Raw genomic sequence first — 17051 nt, 5'->3', positions numbered from 1 at the left:
CGGCGCCGGGACCGGTACTGTGAGCGGTCGAAACGCGTCGTTCGACAGCCTCCCAATAATCCGGCGAATAGGCTGGAATTCGACCTCAACGCAAGGAAGAAGCGGAAAAGAGTGCAGACACACGAGATCAGGAAGAGATTTCTTGATCATTTCGTGAAGGCGGGTCACACCGAGGTGCCGAGCGCATCGGTGATCCTCGACGACCCCAACCTGCTGTTCGTCAACGCCGGCATGGTTCAGTTCGTGCCGTTCTTCTTAGGCGCACGCACACCGCCCTACGCGACGGCCACCAGCATCCAGAAGTGCATCCGCACCCCGGATATCGACGAGGTGGGCATCACCACGCGGCACAACACCTTCTTCCAGATGGCCGGCAACTTCTCCTTCGGCCACTACTTCAAACGCGAAGCCATCGCATTGGCGTGGGACCTGTTGACCAACAGCGTCTCCGAGGGGGGATACGGGCTCAACCCGGAAAAGATCTGGGCCACAGTCTATCTCGATGATGACGAAGCAGCGCAGCTGTGGCGGGAGATCGCCAACCTGCCAGCCGAGCGGATCCAGCGCCGCGGCATGGAAGACAACTACTGGTCGATGGGCATTCCCGGCCCCTGCGGCCCGTCGTCGGAGATCTATTACGACCGCGGCCCGGAGTTCGGCGTGGACGGCGGCCCGATCGCCAACGAAGACCGCTACATCGAGATCTGGAATCTCGTGTTCATGCAGAACGAACGCGGCGAAGGCACCGGCAAGACCGACTTCGAGATACTTGGACCGTTGCCCCGCAAGAACATTGACACCGGCATGGGGATTGAGCGGGTCGCGTTCATCTTGCAGGGCGTGCACAACGTCTACGAGACCGACCTGCTGCGGCCCGTCATCGACATGGTGTCCGCACGCGCCCCGCGCGGCTATGACTTATCAGGTTCAGAAGGCAACCACGACGACGATGTGCGCTACCGGGTGATCGCCGACCACAGCCGCACCGCCGCGATCCTGATCGGCGACGGGGTGAGCCCGGGTAACGACGGCCGCGGTTACGTGCTGCGCCGGCTGCTGCGCCGGGTGATCCGCTCGGCCAAGCTGCTGGGCATCGAGGACCCGATCGTCGATGATCTGATGACCACCGTGCGCGATGCGATGGGCCCGTCGTATCCCGAACTCGTCACCGATTTCGACCGGATCAGGCGCATCGCCGTGGCCGAGGAGACCGCATTCAACCGCACGCTGGCGTCGGGTTCGAAGTTGTTCGACGAGGTGTCCGGCACCACCAAAGCTGCTGGGGCAACCGTGGTTTCCGGCTCGGACGCCTTCACCTTGCATGACACCTACGGCTTTCCGATCGAGCTCACTCTTGAGATGGCCTCCGAGGCCGGCCTGCAGGTGGACGAAGTCGGCTTCCGGGAACTCATGGCTGAGCAGCGCAGCCGCGCCAAGGCCGATGCCGCTGCCCGCAAACACGCGCACGCCGATTTGACCGCTTACCGGGAGCTGGTCGACGCCGGGCCCACCGAGTTCACCGGTTTCGACGAGTTGAGCTCTGAGGCGCGCATTTTGGGCATCTTCGTCGACGGCAAGCGGGTTCCGGTGGTCGCACACGGCTCGCACGCAGAAGGCGCTGCAACGGATCGAGTCGAACTCATCCTGGACCGCACGCCGCTTTACGCCGAGTCCGGTGGGCAGATCGCCGATGAGGGCACCATCAGCGGAACGGGTGCAGGCGAGAGTGCGCGGGCGGCGGTGACCGACGTGCAGAAGATCGGCAAAACCCTTTGGGTGCATCAGATTAACGTCGAGTCCGGAGAATTCGTCGAGGGCGACACCGTGATTGCGGCGGTGGACGCGGGCTGGCGCAAGGGCGCCACCCAGGGGCACTCGGGTACCCACATGGTGCACGCCGCGCTGCGACAAGTGTTGGGCCCCAATGCCGTTCAGGCCGGATCGCTGAACCGTCCGGGCTACTTGCGCTTCGACTTCAACTGGCAGGGAGCATTGACCGACGACCAGCGCAGTCAGATCGAAGAGGTGACCAACGAGGCCGTGCAAGCCGACTTCGAGGTGCACACCTACAACGAGCAGCTCGAGAAGGCCAAGGCGATGGGGGCGATGGCGCTCTTCGGTGAGGCCTATCCCGACGAAGTACGAGTGGTGGAGATCGGCGGACCGTTCTCGCTGGAGCTCTGCGGTGGCACCCATGTGCACAACTCGGCGCAGATCGGTCCGGTGACGATCCTGGGTGAATCGTCGATCGGTTCCGGGGTGCGCCGGGTCGAGGCCTACGTCGGGCTGGAGTCGTTCCGGCACCTGGCCAAGGAGCGGGCGCTGATGGCGGGGCTGGCGTCGTCGCTGAAGGTGCCGTCCGAAGAGGTGCCCGCCCGGGTGGCCAATCTGGTCGAGCGGCTCAAAGCCGCCGAGAAGGAACTCGAACGCGCCCGGCTGGCCGGCGCGCGGGCCGCCGCGGTGAATGCCGCGGCCGGTGCGGAGCGCATCGGTAACGTCCGTGTGGTGGCGCAGCGGATGTCCGGCGGGATGACGGCAGCCGATCTGCGTTCCCTGGTCGGCGATATCCGGGGCAAGCTGGGCAGCGATCCCGCGGTGGTCGCGCTGATCTCCTCGAGCTCCGCGGGGGAGAGCGAAACAGTGCCGTATGCCGTCGCCGCCAATCCGGCCGCCCAAGATCTCGGGATCCGCGCCAACGACCTGGTCAAACAGCTCGCCCTGGCCGTCGACGGCCGTGGCGGCGGCAAGCCCGACCTGGCGCAGGGCTCGGGAAAGAATCCGACCGGGATCGACGCGGCGCTGGAGGCGGTCCGCTCCGAGATCGCCGTGATAGCGCGGGTCGGCTGAGTGGAATCCGCACAACATCGCTTGCCTGACCGGCCCGGCGACCCTAACCAGGACCCCGGACGGGGACGGCGGCTCGGTATCGACGTGGGCACTGTGCGCATCGGCGTGGCCGCCAGCGACCCCGACGGCATCCTGGCCACCCCGGTGGAAACCGTGCGCCGGGACCGTTCCGGCAAACACTTGCGACGGCTGGCCAAGCTCGTCACCGAATGGGAAGCGGTGGAGGTGATCGTCGGGCTGCCCCGGACCCTGGCCGACCGCACCGGCCCGTCGGCGCTCGACGCGATCGACGTGGCCGAAGCGCTGGCCCAGCGGGTGGCGCCGACGCCGGTGCGGCTCGCCGACGAACGACTGACCACCGTCAGCGCGCAGCGTTCGCTGCGCGAGGCGGGAGTGCGGGCCAGGGAGCAGCGGGCGGTGATCGACCAGGCAGCGGCCGTGGCGATCCTGCAGAGCTGGCTCGATCAGCGTCGGGCCACGGTGGCTGAGTCCGGGGCGGGGGATGTCATCGATGGTCGATGACGTGCGGCGCGAACGCGCCGAGCCTGCCGCGGTCGGACCACCCCGGCACAGGATGAGTCGGATGGCCCGGAATCGGGCCGAGCGCGGGCGCCGGCGGCGCCGTTTCACCGGCCGCATCGCCTTGGGTGTGGTTGTCGTGATCGTGGTGGCGACGGTCTTCGTCGGCTCCAAGCTGTGGCACACGGTGTTCGGGACCGGCGACGACTACAACGGAACGGGCAAACGCGACATCGTGATTCAGATACAAGCCGGCGACTCGACCACGATGGTCGGCGAGACACTGCACAACCAGGGTGTGATCGCCACGGTCCGGGCCTTCATCAACGCCGCGCACGGCAACGCCGCGATCAACTCGATCCAGCCCGGCTACTACCGGATGCGCACCGAAATACCCGCGGCCTCCGCCGTCGAGCGGCTGACCGACCCCAGCAACCGGGTGGGCAAGCTGGTCATCCCGGAAGGCCGTCAGCTTGACGACACCACCGACATGAAGACCAACGTGGTGACACCCGGAATCCTGACGCTGCTCTCCCGCGCCACCTGTGTGGATCTCGACGGCGACAAGCACTGCGTCTCGACGGACGACCTGCGGGCCGCGGCCGGCAACACCCCACCCAACGTGTTGTCCGTGCCGGCCTGGGCCGTTCAGCCCGTCACCGAGCTGGGCAATGATCATCGCCGGATCGAGGGCCTGATCGCGCCCGGGACCTTCAACGTCGATCCCTCGGCCTCGGCCCAGGACATCCTGGCGAACCTGATCAGCGCCGGATCCGTGGTGTACACCCAGTCCGCGCTGATGGACACCGCCCAGGCGATGAAGCTGTCGCCCTACGACATCCTGGTGGTGGCCTCGCTGGTGCAGCAGGAATCCAACTCGCAGGACTTCGCGAAGGTGGCGCAGGTCATCTACAACCGGCTGAATGCGCACCACACGCTGGAGTTCGACTCGACCGTGAACTACCCGCTGGACCGCCGCGAGGTGGCCACCAGCGACGCCGACCGGGCCCAGAAGACGCCGTGGAACACCTACGTCTCTCAGGGTCTGCCCGCCACGGCGATCTGTTCGCCCGGGATCGACGCGCTGCATGCCGCCGAGCATCCCGAGCCCGGTGACTGGCTGTACTTCGTCACCATCGACGCCCAGGGGACCACGCTGTTCACCAGGGACTACAAGCAGCATCTGGCCAATATCGAGCTGGCGAAGCACAACGGTGTCCTCGACAGCACGCCCCGCTAGCGCGGCGCCTCCCCGGAAAGCGGCCGTCCTCGGATCGCCGATCGCCCATTCGAAATCCCCGCAGCTGCACCTGGCCGCCTATCGCGCGCTGGGCCTGGACGACTGGACCTATGGCCGCATCGAGTGCGGCGCCGAGGAACTGCCGGGTGTCGTCGGCGGGTTCGGGCCGGAGTGGGTCGGCGTGTCGGTGACGGCGCCGGGCAAGTTCGCCGCCCTGCGGTTCGCCGACGAGCACACCGACCGTGCGAATCAGGTGGGATCGGCCAACACCCTGGTGCGCACGCCCCGCGGCTGGCGGGCCGACAACACCGATGTCGACGGCGTCGCCGGCGCTATCGGGTCAGCCTCGGGACAAGCGCTGGTCTGTGGATCGGGCGGCACCGCGCCCGCGGCCGTGGTGGGCTTGGCCCAACTGGGCGTCAGCGGCATCACCGTGGTGGCGCGCAACCCGGACAAGGCGGCCCGGTTGGTGGATCTGGGAACGCGGATCGGCGTCGCGACGCGGTTCTGCGGGCTGGACGGCGGGGAGTTGGCCGACGAGGTGGCGGCCGCGGAGGTCCTGGTCAGCACCATCCCGGCCGACGTGGCCGCGCGGTACGCCGGCGCCTTCGCGACGATTCCGGTGCTGCTGGACGCGGTCTACGATCCCTGGCCCACGCCGCTGGCCGCCGCGGTGGCCGGGGCGGGCGGCCGAGTGATCAACGGTGTGCAGATGCTGCTGCACCAGGCCTTCGCGCAGGTGGAGCAATTCACCGGGCTGCCCGCGCCGCGCGAGGCGATGACTTGCGCTCTGGAGGCGCTGGATTAGCCTGCCGCGCATGCGGATCGCGGTGGCCGCCCTGGTGCTGGGCTGGCTGGCGGCGTTGAGCTGTTACGACATCCGGCAACGTCGGCTCCCCAACCTGCTGACGCTGCCGGGGGCCGGCGTGATCCTGGTGGCCGCCGCCTGCACCGGGCGCGGCGTGTCCGCGTTGGCCGGGTCCGCGGCGCTGGCCGGGCTGTATCTGCTGGTGCATCTGGTGGCACCGGACGGAATGGGAGCCGGCGACGTGAAGCTGGCGATCGGTCTGGGCGGCCTGGCCGGCTGCTTCGGCGCCGCGGTGTGGTTTTTGGCGGCGCTGGCCGCGCCGTTGTTGACCGCGTTGCTGGGGGTGGCCGCGACGATGCGTGGCGGGCACACCGTGCCGCACGGTCCCTCGATGTGCCTGGCGACGGCGGGTGCGGCCGGGGTGGCCCTGCTGGGCTTGCCCGCTTAAAAATTGTCGCGCAGGAAATCGTTGCCGGTACGGCTGCGCGCGCATACCTTTTCGGGGCTGGTCGTCGAACTTCGAAAGGTTTTGACACACATGGCAGTTGGATCGGCGCTCGATCAGGTGCTCGCCGAGATCGCTGCGGACTACCGCCTGCGCTTGGCCGAAGGCGGAACCGAGCCGCCCCTGCTCGGACTCAAACTCGTCCGGGAGCAGCGGTTGGGCGCCGTGCGATTGGCGCGCGAACACGGGGGCGTGGGCTATACGGTGCCGGAATTCTTCGACCACCTCATCGCGCTTGCCGCGGCCGACCCCGACCTGGCGCACATCTTGCGCGTGCACCATGCGCTGGTCGAGGAACTGCACATGAGGCCGCGGCGCCCGGGCAGTGATCGGTGGCTCGCGGTGGTCGCCGACGGCGGCTTGATCGGCGGGGCCAACTCCGAACAGAGCCTGAAGTCGGTCGGGGGCAACAACCGTGACACCCAGCTGGTGGCAGGCGAGGACGGGTTGCGGCTGCGGGGGCGGAAGTTCTACAGCACCGGCGCGCAGTTCTCCGACTACCTGCGGATCACCGCGCAGGACGACGACGGCGCCCCGACCGCCGTGGTGATTCCGGTAAACCGGGCCGGCGTCGAGCACGTCGACGACTGGGACGGCATCGGTCAGCGCCAGACGGGCAGCGGCACGACGGTATTCCATGACGTCGAGGTCGCGGCCGACGAAGTGTTCCCGCTGGGCGCCACGATCGGTCTGGACCGGGCCCGGGGTGCGCTGATGCAGCTGTATCTGCACGCGGTCGCCGCCGGGATCCTGCGCAGCTTGACGGCAGACGCCGCGGCGCTGGTGCGCGGGCGGCGGCGCACCTACACCTTCGCCAGCGTCGACGAGCCGACCGCCGACCCGCAGTTGCTGCAGATTGTCGGGGAGATCGACGCGGTGGCCTACACCGCGCACGCACTGGTACGGAGCGCGGCGGCCGAACTCGCCCCCGCGCTGGACGCGGCGCGCGAAACCGGGATCGATCCCGAACTGGAACGCAGGTCCTCGATCGCCGCCGCCCGCGTCAAGGTCGCGATCCAGGAGCCCGCGCTGCGGGCGGCCTCACGCGTCTTCGATGTGGGGGGTGCCTCCGCAATACAGGCGTCGGCGCTGTTGGACCGGCACTGGCGTAACCTGCGGACGCTGTTCTCGCACAACCCGACGGTCTACAAGGCGCGGGTGCTCGGCGACCTCACCGTCAACGGCGGCGAACTGCCCGACACCAGTTTCTTCTGAGGCGGTGCTCGGATTTAAGTCCGCGTGCGCCCCCATGGGAGAATGGGACTCGTGTTGCGTTGGATCACCGCCGGAGAGTCCCATGGCCGCGCGCTGGTAGCCGTGGTCGAAGGCATGGTTGCCGGTGTGGAGGTCACCTCCACCGAAATCGCCGACCAGTTGGCGCGTCGCCGGCTCGGTTACGGCCGCGGCGCCCGGATGGCGTTCGAGCGTGACGCGGTGACCGTGCTGGGCGGCGTGCGCCACGGCGTCACCCTGGGCGGCCCCATCGCCATCGAGATCGGCAACACCGAGTGGCCGAAATGGGAAACCGTGATGGCCAGCGACCCGGTCGACCCCGCCGAGCTGGCAGATATCGCCCGCAATGCTCCGCTCACCCGGCCCCGCCCCGGCCACGCCGACTACGCGGGCATGCTCAAGTACGGTTTCGACGACGCCCGGCCGGTGCTGGAGCGTGCCAGCGCCCGGGAGACCGCCGCCCGCGTGGCGGCGGGGACGATCGCCCGGTCGTTTCTGCGCCAGGCGCTCGGCGTCGAGGTGCTCTCACACGTCATCGCGATCGGCCCGTCGGAACCCTACGACGGCCCGCCGCCGGACGCCAGGGACCTGGACGCGATCGACGCCAGCCCGGTGCGTGCCTTCGACAAGGCGGCCGAAGCGGCGATGATCGCCGAGATCGAGGCCGCCAAGAAGGACGGCGACACCCTCGGCGGCGTGGTCGAAGTCGTCGCACTGGGCCTGCCGGTCGGGCTGGGATCGTTCACCAGCGGCGACGCCCGGCTGGACAGCCAGCTGGCCGCCGCCGTGATGGGCATCCAGGCGATCAAGGGCGTGGAGATCGGCGACGGCTTCCAGACCGCGCTCCGCCGCGGCAGCCAGGCCCACGACGAGATGTACCCGGGGCCCGACGGGGTGGTCCGGTCGACCAACCGGGCCGGCGGCCTGGAAGGCGGCATGACCAACGGCCAGCCGCTGCGGGTGCGGGCGGCGATGAAGCCGATCTCGACCGTGCCGCGGGCACTGGCCACCGTCGACATGGCCACCGGTGACGAGGCCGTCGCCATCCACCAGCGCTCCGACGTGTGCGCGGTGCCGGCCGCCGGGGTCGTCGTCGAGACCATGGTGGCGCTGGTGCTGGCCCGCGCCGCGCTGGACAAGTTCGGCGGCGATTCGCTGACCGAAACCCGCCGCAACATCGAGGCCTACCAGCGGGCGGTCGCCGAGCACGAAATGCCGACAGCTCGGGCCAAGGCGTCCGGGTAGGCGCGCCATGACACCCAGGGCGGTACTCGTCGGATTGCCGGGCTCGGGCAAATCGACCATCGGGCGTCGGCTGGCCAAGGCACTGGGCGTCGGCTACGTCGACACCGACGTGCTGATCGAGCAGCAGACCGGCCGCACCATCCCCGACATCTTCGCCACCGACGGCGAGCAGGAATTCCGCCGCATCGAAGAAGACGTGGTGCGCGCCGCGCTGGCCGATCAGGACGGTGTCGTGTCGCTCGGCGGTGGCGCGGTCACCACCCCCGGGGTGTGCGAGTCGCTCGCCGGACACACCGTCATCTACTTGGAGATCGGTGCCCGAGAAGGTGTGCGGCGCACCGGCGGCACCGCCGTACGGCCCCTGCTGGCCGGAGGCAACCGCACCGAGAAATACCGTGACCTGATGGCGAAACGAACTCCGCTGTACCGGCGCGTCGCGACCATCCGGGTCGACACCAACCGCCGCAATCCCGGCGCAGTGGTGCGTTACATCACGTCCCGGCTGCCAAGCCTGAAGAACACCCAACAGCCGGTAGCCCCCGGTGCCGAGGCAACCACATGACGGAATCCACTGGACCGGTCACCGTGCAGGTGGCCGTCGACCCGCCGTACCCGGTCGTGATCGGCACCGGATTGCTCAACGAGTTGGGTGAGCTACTCGGCGGCCGGCACCGGGTAGCGATCCTGCATCAACCGGTGCTGGCGCAGACCGCCGAGGCGATTCGCAGCTACCTGGCCGACCAAGGCATCGACGCGCACCGCATCGAGATCCCCGACGCCGAGGCGGGGAAGGAGCTGCCGGTCGTCGGTTTCATCTGGGAAGTATTGGGCCGCATCGGAATTGGCCGCAAGGATGCCCTGGTCAGCCTCGGCGGCGGAGCTGCCACCGACGTCGCGGGTTTCGCAGCGGCCACCTGGCTGCGTGGCGTCTCGATCGTGCATGTGCCGACCACGTTGCTCGGTATGGTCGACGCGGCGGTGGGCGGCAAGACCGGCATCAACACCGACGCCGGCAAGAACCTTGTCGGTGCCTTTCATCAGCCGCTGGCCGTCCTGGTCGACCTGGCCACCTTGGAAACGTTGCCGCGCAACGAAATCGTCGCCGGGATGGCCGAAGTGGTCAAGGCCGGGTTCATCGCCGATCCGGTGATCCTGGACCTCATCGAAGCCGACCCGGAAGCGGCGTTGGACCCGAAAGGTGACGTGCTGCCGGAGTTGATCCGGCGCGCGATCGCGGTCAAGGCCGAGGTGGTCGCCGCCGACGAAAAAGAATCCGAGCTGCGCGAAATCCTCAATTACGGACATACTTTGGCCCACGCCATCGAACGCCGGGAGCGCTACCAGTGGCGGCACGGCGCCGCGGTATCGGTGGGCCTGGTATTCGCGGCCGAGCTTGCCCGGCTCACCGGCCGGCTCAACGACGACACCGCCGCGCGCCATCGCGCCGTCCTGACTTCGCTGGGCCTGCCGGTCAGCTACGACCCCGACGCATTGCCGCAGCTGCTGGAATACATGGCCGGAGACAAGAAAACCCGCGCCGGTGTGCTGCGGTTCGTGGTTCTCGACGGGCTGGCCAAACCGGGCCGCCTGGTGGGACCGGACCCGGGTCTGCTGGTGACGGCCTACGCAGGAGTTTGTGCGCCATGAGCAAGACAGTCAACGTCATCAACGGCCCCAACCTCGGCCGGCTGGGCCGTCGCGAGCCGGAGGTCTACGGGGACACCACGCACGAACAGCTGGCCGCCGTCATCGAACGTGAGGCCGCCGCACTTGGTCTCAAAGCCGTTGTACGGCAAAGTGATAACGAAGCCGAGCTGCTGGACTGGATTCATTCGGCCGCCGATGCGGGGGAGCCGGTGATTCTCAACGCCGGTGGTCTGACCCACACCTCGGTGGCGCTGCGCGATGCGTGCGCGGAGCTGCGAGCCCCGCTGATCGAGGTGCACATCTCCAATGTGCATGCCCGCGAGGAATTTCGGCGTCACTCGTATCTCAGCCCGGTGGCGACCGGAGTGATCGTCGGGCTGGGCGTGCAGGGCTACCTGCTTGCGCTGCGCTACCTGGCCGAGACGCCGCAGGACTAGCGGCGAGTCCTTACTTCTCCGACTCCGGGCTTGCGTGCTTCGGATCGGTGTCGGTACGAATCACCTCGGTTTTGGCTTCATCGGTGGACGCACCCCATCGGCCCGTCGGGATCGTTTCGGTGGGCGAGTCCCGCTCGACCGTCGGGATCGTCTCGGTGGGCGCTTCGCGTTCGGCAGTGGCCACCGACGACGTCTGCGCCTCCGACTGCGCCCCGGAATGCACGGGCACCTCACCGGTCGGCGCGTCGTCGCCGCGGGCGGCGTCGAACACGTCGGTGTCACCCCGCTCCTCTTTAACGCCGAGGCCGTGGTGCTTCTCCGGCGCCTTCTCGAACTGCCGGTCCACCCGCCAGCGGCCGACAGCCACGCCGATGATGCCGGGCAGGAACACGCAGAGCGCGGTGAACGCCGCGAACGTCGTCACCTCGTTGATCAGCCCCCCGGTATAGAGGCCCTTGTAGAACAGCGAGATGAGCCAGGAGACGGCCCCGCTCACGATCCCGGCGAACAGGCCGGCCAGCAGCCAGGTCATCGCCAGGTCCTGGCGGCGATCCGGATCCGAGTTGGCTTTAGCGTCGGCCCGGCCGTCCAGCACCCCCCACACGACTACGCCGATGATGAACAGCAGCAGCAGTGTCACGCTTACCAGCCCGGCCTGCGTCTGCCACGCATTGATGATCGCCCCCTGAAACAACCGGACGACGACCATCACCGCAGCGAACGCAAACCCGCGCACCATCCAGTTACTCATGGCCAATCAGCGTAGCGAGTACCGTCGTCTGTCGTGACACATTCCCAGCGTCGAGACAATTTAAAAAATCAGATCGGTGCCAGCGGGCTGGACGCGATGCTGGTCACGGACCTAAATAACGTGCGCTACCTATCGGGTTTTTCCGGATCTAACGGCGCGTTGCTGGTCTTCGCCGACGATCGCGGCGCCGTTTTGGCCACCGACGGCCGCTATCGCACCCAGGCAGCGGAGCAGGCAGCTGGTCTCGAGATCGCCATCGAGCGGGCGGTCGGGCGCCACCTGGTGGGTCAGGCGGCCGACGCGGGCGTGTCGAAGCTGGGCTTTGAAAGCAATGTGGTCACGGTGGACGGCTTGGACACACTGACCAATGAGGTGAGCGAACGCAACGGAAAGACCGAGCTGGTGCGGGCCGCCGGAACGGTCGAAGCGCTGCGCGAGATCAAGGACGCCGGCGAGGTGGCGCTGCTGCGGCTGGCCTGCGAGGCCGCCGACGCCGCGCTGAAGGACCTGGTGGCGCGCGGCGGCTTGCGGCCGGGGCGAACCGAGCGTGAGGTGAGCCGCGAGCTCGAGGCCTTGATGCTCGATCACGGCGCCGATGCGATTTCGTTCGAGACGATCGTGGCCGCCGGGCCGAATTCGGCGATCCCACACCACCGGCCGACCGACGCGGTGCTCGCCGACGGCGACTTCGTCAAGATCGACTTCGGTGCGCTGGTCGCCGGCTATCACTCGGACATGACCCGCACGTTCGTGCTGGGCAAGGCCGCGGACTGGCAGCTGGAGATCTACCAGCTGGTCGCCGACGCGCAGCGGGCCGGCCGGGAGGCGCTGCGGCCGGGTGCCGATCTCCGCGAGGTGGACGGCGCGGCGCGCCAGTTGATCGTCGACGCGGGCTACGGGGACTCATTCAGTCACGGTTTGGGACACGGGGTGGGTCTGCAGATCCACGAAGCACCGGGAATCGGTGCCACCTCGGCCGGGACACTGCTTGCCGGCTCCGTGGTGACGGTGGAGCCCGGCGTCTACTTGCCCGGCCGCGGCGGTGTCCGCATCGAGGACACCTTGGTCGTCGCCGGCGATGCGGCGGAAAACACCAAGCAGACCGCGGAGCTGCTGACTCGTTTCCCCAAAGAGCTGGCGATTCTGGCCTAGCTGAGCGCGGGTAAGCTGCTTGCGGTGTCCGTTCTGTTCGCTGGGGCACCGGCACCCGTTCCGGCATAACCGGAACCCGCTACCGGGCAAAAGCCCGGTCCTGGAAAATTCGCCATCCTGTAGGAGATAGACCGACCGTGGCAAGCACTGCCGACTTCAAAAATGGGCTCGTCCTGGCAATCGACGGACAGCTGTGGACGATCACCGAGTTCCAGCACGTCAAACCCGGAAAAGGCCCGGCCTTCGTGCGCACCAAGCTGAAGAATGTGCTCTCGGGCAAGGTCGTCGACAAGACCTACAACGCCGGCGTGAAGGTGGACACCGCCACCGTCGACCGCCGCGACGCCACCTACCTGTACCGCGACGGTTCGGACTTCGTGTTCATGGACAGCCAGGACTACGAACAGCACCCGCTGCCGGAATCGCTGGTCGGCGATGCCGCCCGGTTCCTGCTGGAGGGCCTGCCGGTGCAGGTGGCCTTCCACAATGGCGCACCCCTGTACCTCGAGCTTCCGGTGTCGATCGAACTCGTGGTCACCCACACCGAGCCCGGGCTGCAGGGCGACCGGTCCAGCGCCGGCACCAAGCCGGCGACCGTGGAGACCGGTGCGGAGCTCCAAGTGCCGTTGTTCATCAACACCGGGGACAAGCTGAAGGTGGACTCGCGCGACGGCAGCTACCTGGGCCGGGTCAACTCCTGACCATGCCGGACGGTAAACCGCCGAAGCACGCGAGGCCGGTCAAGGGACGCCATCAGGCCCGCAAGCGCGCCGTGGACCTGCTTTTCGAAGCCGACGCCCGCGGCCTGAGCCCGAGCGAGACGGCCGACGGGCGCACCGCGCTGGCGCAAACCAACGCCGACGTCGCGGCGCTGCACTCGTACACGGTCGCGGTGGCGCGCGGCGTCGGCGACCAGATCGCCCATATCGACGACCTGATCAGCACCCATCTGCAGGGCTGGACGCTGGACCGGCTGCCGGCGGTCGACCGCGCCATCCTGCGAGTTGCGGTGTGGGAGCTGCTCTATGCCGACGACGTGCCGGAACCGGTCGCCGTCGACGAGGCCGTACAGCTGGCCAAGGAGTTGTCCACCGACGAATCGCCGGGCTTCGTCAACGGCGTCCTTGGGCAGGTCATGCTGGTGACCCCGCAGATCCGGGCGGCCGCCCAAGCCCTCCGCGAAGTCACGCGTTCGGCCGTGCCTGGAACACCGGAGACCCCCGAACCGCCGTCATGAGCCGACTCGAGCTCCGCGCCTACCTCGCCGCCGTTCTGGCTGCGACGGTGGTGCTGGGCGCCGTGATCTGCGCTGCTTACGGGCTGACCATTGTCGCGTCGGCGCTCTCGATCTATGCCCTGGGTGTGGGCGCCTGGCTGTATCACTCGATCGAGCGTCTGATCGTGGCCCGCCGCATCAGCACCGTGCGCTCGGCGGCCAAGCCGCTCCAGCCGCTACTGCCGGTGATGGCCGCCCTGATGGGTCTCACCCAGGCCGTCGTGCGGTCGCTCGGCGACGTCGCCGACCTGCCGGCGCGCAGCCGCGAGCTCCCGATGCTGCGGTGGATGGACAGCACCCGCTCCGGTCGGCGGGTCGTCGACGGTGACGAACCCGAGCACTGACCGATCCTGTTGATACTGAGCGAAAAGATCGCGTGTGCAGCCCAGACCGGATAACAATGGGTCCAGCGGGCGCTGATTTGTCCGAGCCGTTCAGGTCGCCGTCGGTGGATATTTACGGCGGTAGCGCAGTATCGGACACCACGACACCGCCTGTGAAATGCACTGACAGCCACACCCCGCACCAGAAGAACAGGTGACGACATGAATCCCTACAGTGCCTACACGCGACGACTGCGGGTCTCCGCGTTGGCGGCGGTGGCCAACCCGTCGTACACCCGCATCGACACCTGGAACCTGCTGGACGACGCGTGCCGTCACCTGGCTGAGATCGACCTCGCTGGGCTGGACAAGTCGCACGAGGTGGCGAAGGTCAGGCGGCTGATGGACCGCCTGGGCGCGTACGAGCGGTACTGGCTGTATCCCGGGGCGGAGAACCTGGCGACCTTCCGTGCTCACCTCGAAAGACTGTCCACGGTGCGGCTCGCGGACGAGGTGTCGCTGGCGGTGCGCCTGCTCTCCGAATATGGGGACCGCACAGCACTTTTCGACACGTCTTCCCCGTTGGCCGACCAGGAGTTGGTGGCCCAAGCCAAACAGCAGCAGTTCTACACGGTGCTGCTCGCCGACGACTCGCCCATGGGACCCGACTGCCTGGCCGAAAGCTTGCGGGCGTTGCGCAGCTCATCTGATGACGTGCAGTTCGAGCTCCTGGTGGTGCCCAGCGTCGAGGACGCCATCACCGCCGTTGCCCTGAACGGCGAGATTCAAGCCGCGATCATCCGCCACGACGTCCCGTTGCGCTCGCGCGACCGGGTGCCGTTGATGAACTCCCTGCTGGGCGTCAGCGACGACCAGGTCAGCCGTGACTGCGGCACGGACTGCATCGAATGCGGCGAGTGGATCCGTGAGCTGCGGCCGCATATCGACCTGTACCTGCTCACCGACGAGTCGATCGCGGCGGGCAACGATGAGGAACACGACGTTTACGAGCGGACGTTCTATCGGCTCAATGATGTCACCGATCTGTACAGCACGGTGCTGGCCGGCCTGCGAAATCGTTTCGCCACACCATTTTTCGACGCCCTACGTGCTTACGCGGAAGCGCCGGTCGGCCAATTCCACGCATTGCCCATCGCGCGTGGCGCCAGCATTTTCAACTCGAAGTCATTGCAGGACATGGGTGAGTTCTACGGCCGCAACATCTTCATGGCCGAGACCTCGACCACCTCGGGCGGCCTGGACTCGCTACTGGACCCGCACGGCAACATCAAGAAAGCGATGGACAAGGCCGCGCGCACCTGGCACGCGAACCAGACGTACTTCGTCACCAACGGAACCTCGACCGCCAACAAAATCGTGATGCAATCCTTGACCAGGCCGGGCGACATCGTGCTGATCGACCGCAACTGCCACAAGTCGCACCACTACGGTCTGGTGCTGGCCGGCGCCTACCCGCTGTACCTGGACGCCTATCCGCTACCGCAGTTCGCGATCTACGGCGCGGTGCCGCTGGAGACGGTCAAGAAGGCACTGCTGGACCTCGAGGCGGCCGGGCAGCTGGACAAGGTGCGCATGCTGTTGCTCACCAACTGCATCTTCGACGGCGTCGTCTACAACCCGCAGCGGGTGATGGAGGAAGTGCTGGCGATCAAGCCGGACATCTGCTTCCTGTGGGACGAGGCGTGGTACGCGTTCGCCACCGCGGTGCCGTGGGCCCGGCAACGGACCGCGATGGTGGCGGCGGACCGTCTCGAGCAAATGTTGGCATCCCCGGAATACGCTGCGGAACACCGCAAGTGGGCCGCGGAGATGGAGGGTATCCCACGCTCGGAGTGGGTGAACCACCGGCTGCTGCCTGACCCCGCCAAGGCTCGGGTGCGGGTCTACGCCACCCACTCGACGCACAAGTCGCTCTCGGCGTTTCGGCAGTCGTCGATGATTCACGTCCGGGACCGCGATTTCAATTCGCGCGCCCGCGACGCGTTCGGCGAGGCGTTCTTGACCCACACCTCGACCTCGCCGAACCAGCAACTGTTGGCCTCGCTGGACCTGGCGCGCCGGCAGGTCGACATCGAGGGATTCCAACTGGTCCGGCAGGTCTACGACATGGCGCTGGTCTTCCGGCACCGCGTCCGCAAGGACCGGCTGATCAGCAAGTGGTTTCGCATCCTCGACGAAGCCGACCTGGTGCCCGAGGAGTTCCGGGCATCCGCGGTTAGCTCGTACCGCGAGGTCAGGCAGGGCGCGCTGGCGGAGTGGAACGAGGCCTGGCGATCCGATCAGTTCGTGCTGGATCCGACGCGGGTCACGCTGTTCCTCGGCAACACCGGCATGAACGGCTATGACTTCCGCGAGAAGATCTTGATGGAGCGCTTCGGCATTCAGATCAACAAGACCTCGATCAACAGCGTGCTGCTGATCTTCACCATCGGCGTCACCTGGTCGAGCGTGCATCACCTGCTCGACGTGCTGCGCCGGGTGGCCACCGACCTCGATCGGGAGCGGGAATTGGCCAGCGTGGCCGACTTGACCCTGCACGAGCGGCGCGTCGAGGAGATCACCCAGGATCTGCCACACCTGCCCGACTTCAGTGAATTCGATATTGCGTTCCGTCCGGTGGACGCCTGCGCCTTCGGCGACATGCGGTCGGCGTTCTACGCGGGGTATGAGGAGTCCGACCGCGAGTACGTGCAGATCGGCAGCGCCGGTCGGCGGATCGCCGAGGGCAGGAAGTTGGTGTCCACCACCTTTGTGGTGCCTTACCCGCCGGGTTTCCCCATTCTGGTCCCGGGTCAGGTGGTGTCCAAGGAGATCCTGTATTTCCTGGCCCAACTCGACGTCAAGGAAATCCACGGATACAACCCGGAACTGGGCTTGTCGGTGTTCACCGCCGACGCGCTGGCCCGCCTGGAAGCCCAACGAAGCGCGGCGACCGCCGCGGTGGGGACCGCGTTCCCGGCGTTCGAGTTGCCCGCGGACACGTCCGTATTGAACGGGGGACGCAACGGTGACCGCGTCCAGCCGGCTGTTACTGAGGGCGCCTGACG

General features: G+C 67.5%; 16 protein-coding genes. 15 read left to right on the top strand and 1 reads right to left on the bottom strand.

All coding sequences use genetic code 11. The features are described from left to right. Positions 1-111: 111 nt before the first annotated feature. The 10 genes from alaS to aroQ all read left to right on the top strand — a co-directional run bounded on the left by alaS (position 112) and on the right by aroQ (position 10481). Positions 112-2847: an alanine--tRNA ligase gene (gene alaS / locus ACTXG5_RS22265; RefSeq protein WP_445160851.1), complete on the top strand. Its 2736-nt coding sequence runs from the start codon at positions 112-114 to the stop codon at positions 2845-2847. Continuing rightward, positions 2848-3369 (top strand): Holliday junction resolvase RuvX, encoded by a 522-nt coding sequence (ruvX, locus tag ACTXG5_RS22260; protein ID WP_445160850.1) that lies wholly within the window; start codon positions 2848-2850, stop codon positions 3367-3369. Then, on the top strand, positions 3359-4606 hold the full coding sequence (mltG, locus tag ACTXG5_RS22255; protein ID WP_445160849.1) for an endolytic transglycosylase MltG: 1248 nt from the start codon (positions 3359-3361) through the stop codon (positions 4604-4606). Before ruvX ends, mltG begins: the two co-directional genes overlap by 11 nt. Beyond that, positions 4581-5414 carry a shikimate dehydrogenase gene (locus tag ACTXG5_RS22250; RefSeq protein ID WP_445160848.1) on the top strand — a complete coding sequence of 278 codons (834 nt, stop codon included), beginning with the start codon at positions 4581-4583 and terminating at the stop codon, positions 5412-5414. The genes mltG and ACTXG5_RS22250 overlap by 26 nt, the downstream gene beginning before the upstream one ends. Positions 5415-5424: 10 nt before the next feature. Then, entirely contained in the window at positions 5425-5862 is a 438-nt protein-coding gene (locus ACTXG5_RS22245; RefSeq protein WP_445160847.1) for a prepilin peptidase, read from the top strand. A 90-nt stretch (positions 5863-5952) separates the two neighbouring features. Continuing rightward, the gene (locus ACTXG5_RS22240; protein ID WP_445160846.1) at positions 5953-7134 is read left to right on the top strand and encodes an acyl-CoA dehydrogenase; all 1182 of its coding nucleotides are present in this window, start codon (positions 5953-5955) and stop codon (positions 7132-7134) included. Between the two features lie 51 nt (positions 7135-7185). Next, positions 7186-8397 (top strand): chorismate synthase, encoded by a 1212-nt coding sequence (aroC, locus tag ACTXG5_RS22235; RefSeq protein WP_445164543.1) that lies wholly within the window; start codon positions 7186-7188, stop codon positions 8395-8397. Positions 8398-8404: 7 nt separating this feature from the next. Next, positions 8405-8959, top strand: coding sequence for a shikimate kinase (locus ACTXG5_RS22230; protein ID WP_445160845.1), 555 nt, complete (start codon positions 8405-8407; stop codon positions 8957-8959). Then, on the top strand, positions 8956-10044 hold the full coding sequence (gene aroB, locus ACTXG5_RS22225) for a 3-dehydroquinate synthase (protein WP_445160844.1): 1089 nt from the start codon (positions 8956-8958) through the stop codon (positions 10042-10044). Before ACTXG5_RS22230 ends, aroB begins: the two co-directional genes overlap by 4 nt. After that, on the top strand, positions 10041-10481 hold the full coding sequence (gene aroQ / locus ACTXG5_RS22220) for a type II 3-dehydroquinate dehydratase (protein ID WP_445160843.1): 441 nt from the start codon (positions 10041-10043) through the stop codon (positions 10479-10481). Before aroB ends, aroQ begins: the two co-directional genes overlap by 4 nt. A gap of 10 nt (positions 10482-10491) precedes the next feature. Here the strand turns inward: aroQ and ACTXG5_RS22215 are convergent, their stop codons facing one another. After that, complete coding sequence (locus ACTXG5_RS22215; RefSeq protein WP_445160842.1) at positions 10492-11232, bottom strand: B-4DMT family transporter; 741 nt, start codon at positions 11230-11232, stop codon at positions 10492-10494. A gap of 33 nt (positions 11233-11265) precedes the next feature. Here ACTXG5_RS22215 and ACTXG5_RS22210 point away from each other — a divergent pair, with 33 nt between their 5' ends. The 5 genes from ACTXG5_RS22210 to ACTXG5_RS22190 all read left to right on the top strand — a co-directional run bounded on the left by ACTXG5_RS22210 (position 11266) and on the right by ACTXG5_RS22190 (position 17049). Beyond that, on the top strand, positions 11266-12384 hold the full coding sequence (locus tag ACTXG5_RS22210; RefSeq protein ID WP_445160841.1) for a M24 family metallopeptidase: 1119 nt from the start codon (positions 11266-11268) through the stop codon (positions 12382-12384). 137 nt (positions 12385-12521) lie between these two features. After that, the gene (gene efp, locus ACTXG5_RS22205) at positions 12522-13085 is read left to right on the top strand and encodes an elongation factor P (RefSeq protein WP_445160840.1); all 564 of its coding nucleotides are present in this window, start codon (positions 12522-12524) and stop codon (positions 13083-13085) included. A 2-nt stretch (positions 13086-13087) separates the two neighbouring features. Next, positions 13088-13621, top strand: coding sequence for a transcription antitermination factor NusB (nusB, locus tag ACTXG5_RS22200; RefSeq protein ID WP_445160839.1), 534 nt, complete (start codon positions 13088-13090; stop codon positions 13619-13621). Then, complete coding sequence (locus ACTXG5_RS22195; RefSeq protein WP_445160838.1) at positions 13618-14004, top strand: antitermination protein NusB; 387 nt, start codon at positions 13618-13620, stop codon at positions 14002-14004. The genes nusB and ACTXG5_RS22195 overlap by 4 nt, the downstream gene beginning before the upstream one ends. A gap of 201 nt (positions 14005-14205) precedes the next feature. Next, positions 14206-17049: an aminotransferase class I/II-fold pyridoxal phosphate-dependent enzyme gene (locus tag ACTXG5_RS22190; RefSeq protein WP_445160837.1), complete on the top strand. Its 2844-nt coding sequence runs from the start codon at positions 14206-14208 to the stop codon at positions 17047-17049. Positions 17050-17051: the final 2 nt, after the last annotated feature.

Source organism: Mycobacterium sp. Dal123C01 (genome assembly GCF_052566995.1).
Note: the sequence above shows the minus strand (reverse complement) of the source record. Positions and strands in the feature narration are given on the sequence as shown.